This window comes from Pseudoalteromonas sp. SWN166, from assembly GCF_015864485.1.
Classification (GTDB): Bacteria; Pseudomonadota; Gammaproteobacteria; order Enterobacterales; family Alteromonadaceae; genus Pseudoalteromonas.
The window spans coordinates 1-3,774 of the sequence record NZ_JADYXB010000074.1 but is presented as its reverse complement, the minus strand read 5'-3'; the positions used below and the strand labels follow the sequence as shown (position 1 = coordinate 3,774).

1 protein-coding gene and 1 pseudogene are annotated in these 3,774 nt (G+C 39.2%); both read right to left on the bottom strand.

The genetic code is table 11. The features are described 5' to 3' along the window. Positions 1–143: 143 nt before the first annotated feature. A pseudogene (locus I6F49_RS19975) lies at positions 144–1,744 on the bottom strand (BCCT family transporter). Positions 1,745–1,912: 168 nt separating this feature from the next. After that, on the bottom strand, positions 1,913–3,328 hold the full coding sequence (locus I6F49_RS19970; protein WP_197181729.1) for an alanine/glycine:cation symporter family protein: 1,416 nt from the start codon (positions 3,326–3,328) through the stop codon (positions 1,913–1,915). Between the last annotated feature and the right edge of the window lie 446 nt (positions 3,329–3,774).

Here is a 3,774-nt window from a genome sequence, read left to right as displayed (position 1 = left end):
TCAAGTAACCAATGACTAAGCATAAAAATACCCTCATAATCAAAAGATGATAAGGGTATTGTGAAGCAACCAAAAGATCGGTCAACCGATCAAAAATACCTTAACTGATCGGTGTTAACCCATATAGGCCGCTTTAATAATAGTTACTGTTGTTTAATTTGTGTTTTGTAAATGGGGTACTCACTTAATAAGCCTTGAATGAGCGCAACACACATCAAAATAAGCACGATAGAGAATGGTAGGGCAGTCGTAACGACTCCTGATTGTAGCGCTTGCAATGCTTGTGATCCTCCTACCCAGAGTAATACCGCCGCAATAACACCTTCAACTGTTGCCCAAAAGATTCGTTGTGGAACAGGTGCATCAATTTTACCGCCAGCTGTAATACCATCTATAACTAGGGAGCCTGAATCAGACGATGTTATAAAAAACACTAAAACTAATGCAATCGACATAATAGATATAAAGCTAGAGAACGGTAGTTGTTCATATACTTGAAATAGTGTTACCGAAATATCAGTTAGACCATTTTGTCCAAGTGGTCCTACTTTATCTATAACTTGGTTTATTGCCATGTTGCCAAATACGCCCATCCAAACCAAACTAAGAAGTGTGGGTAGTCCGATAACTACGAGTAAAAACTCACGTACGGTACGTCCTTTAGAAACACGAGCAATAAACATACCTACAAATGGCGACCACGATATCCACCACGCCCAATAAAATACAGTCCACGAGTGCATCCAGTCTTCGTCAGTTCTTCCAAAAGGATTACTTAATGGAACAAAGTGTTCTACATATGTACCAAGGGTGAACCATACGGCTCCAATCGCATCAGAAAAGGTGAGTGCAATAACGGCGAGCAATAAAATAAATGCACAAATCAGATTTATATTACTAAGGACTTTAACACCACCCTCAATTCCTCTGATCACAGAAAAAATAGCAATACATGTTACTAAGCCAATAACTGTAATTTGAAATGCGGTGCCGTAGTCGGTACCTAATAAGTAATTTATACCACTTGTTGCCTGTTGCGCGCCAAGACCTAATGACGTCGCTAAACCAAACAATGTAGAAAGCACAGCTAGTATATCAATGATATGCCCGAGCCCCCCCCCCATGCGCGATCGCCAAAAATTGGATAAAATACAGAGCGTATAGATAAAGGCAATCCCTTATTGAAAGCAAAAAATGCTAAGCTTAATCCTACAACCGCATAGATAGACCAACCATGTAGTCCCCAGTGGTACATCGTTGCGCCCAACGCTAATGAATGTGCTTGCGCTGAATTGGGCTCAGCATTCATTGGCATATGGTACCAACCTGTAAAATAAGCGGTTGGTTCTGCAACTCCCCAAAATAGCAAACCAATGCCCATTCCTGCAGCAAATAACATTGAAAGCCAAGATAAATAGCCATGCTCTGGTTTAGCTTTTATGCCGCCTAGCCTAATTTTCCCTAAAGGTGAGAGCGCTAAAGCAAAACAAAAAATCACAAAGCCATTCGCGACAAGCATAAAGTAGCTATCGAATCGGTTTATGATGGCGTTTTTGGTGGACGTTAAAAAATCTCGAGTGACAGTAGGGTCAAAAACTAAAGTTAGCACGACAAATAATACGACTAAGAAGGCGCTTATTCCGAATACAGGATTATGAATGTCAAATCCCCATTTTTGCACATTATCTTGACCTACCTGATAATCGGTCGTGTCGATACTGTACTTTTTACTCATGTTATCCATCGGTTCTCCTTATTATAGATAACTAATTACGCTTAATTTACGTAGTTAAATATAGAATAGTTTTAAGCTTAATATAAGTTTTTTATTAAAAGTGATGTTTGACATTAAATTGGGTGCGTAAATAAATTATAGAACTAAAAAAGCGAGCCGTAGCTCGCTGTTTGTTGTTTATTTCCAGGCCTCGGGGTCAACCTCTTTATCGAGTTTTGGATGTTTACTTTTATCAAAGGTAGGTATTAGACCTTTCTTACGTTGCTCGTTATAATCTTTCGATAGCCATACAACAACTCCTGAAAGCATAAATAACGCTATAACGTTTACAATGGCCATTAAGCCCATTGATATATCGGCTAGCGTCCAAATTAAACCAAGCTCACCAACAGCACCAAACATCACCATACCCAAAACGACAAGCCTAAAGATAAACATCCCTTTATTAGAGTTGTGCTCTAAAAACATTAAATTTGTTTCAGCGTAAGAGTAATTAGCCACAATAGAAGTAAAAGCAAAAAAGAGTATAGCGATTGCAATAAAGTAAGTGCCCCAGTCACCAACATGTTCTTGTAACGCCGCTTGTGTAAGTTCAATCCCCATAACACCAGATTCAGGTACTAATTGCTGCGATAACAGAATAAGAGAAGCAGTCGCTGTACAAATAACAATAGTATCAATAAATACACCTAGCATTTGCACATAACCTTGTGATGCGGGGTGAGGAGGGTAAGGCGTTGCAGTTGCAGCGGCATTAGCTGCACTACCCATACCAGCTTCGTTTGAAAACAAACCACGCTTTATACCTTGGATCATCGCTTGCGTAACACCATAACCAATTGCACCTGCACCGGCTTGTTCAATACCAAAAGCACTTTTTACTATAAGTACAATTACATCTGGTAATGCAGTGAAGTTAATAGCGCATACGTAAAGGGCAACTAATAAGTAAGCTAATGCCATAAACGGCACAACCATTTCGGCAAAACGAGAAATCGTTTTCAATCCACCAAAAATAATAATACCAGAGCCGATAACCAAGCAAATGCCTACTATATACTTAGGTACATCAAACGCTACTTCAAATGCTGCAGCAATAGAGTTTGACTGTACTGCGTTAAATACTAAACCAAAGGCTAAAATTAAACATAACGAGAATAAAATCCCCATCCAACGTTTGCCTAAACCGTTTTGCATGTAATAAGCAGGGCCACCTCTAAAATTACCATCTGCATCTTTTGTTTTATAAGCCTGAGCTAAAGTACTCTCGGCAAAACTTGTAGCCATACCTATTAATGCAATAAGCCACATCCAGAAAATAGCACCTGGACCACCTAGATATAAAGCAACAGCAACACCAGCCATATTACCTGTACCAACGCGTGCTGCTAATGAAGTACAAAAAGCTTGAAAGGATGAAATTTCGTTATCGGCACATTTACGAGATCCAAACATAACTTTGAACATATGTGGGAATTGCACAAATTGAATAAAGCCTAGTCGAAAAGTAAAGAAGAGGCCCGCTGCTATTAATAAGTAGACGAGAACTTGCCCCCATAGAAGGGCACTTATACTATTTATTATGTCTGTCATGGATACTGCCTAAATACATGAGTTAAAAAAGTGACCGCAACTTATCACATCAGGATAAAAGTGTTTAGTTTTAAAGTTCAAAAACAGAGTTATCAACAGGTTTTTGTGGGTAACTTGTGCTTATCATGTGTGCTTGCTTGGGGCTTAATTTTAATTACTATTTAGTGAAAATAACGCTTGCGTAAAATTCGTCGCTCCCTATAATGCGACCCCACTGAGACGGGAAACGCTGAAGCATAGCGAGGCACGAACTACCTCAGGCACGAACTACCTCAGAGAGTTAAATAAAACTTCGGTTTTAAATTGTCGAAAGAAAGTTTAAAACTAAGTGTTGACTCGAAAAATAAAGGGTGTATTATTCGCATCCCTTGAGACGCTAAAGCGACTCAAAACGTTCTTTAACAATATAAAGCAATCATCTGTGTGGGCACTCGTACAGATTGAGT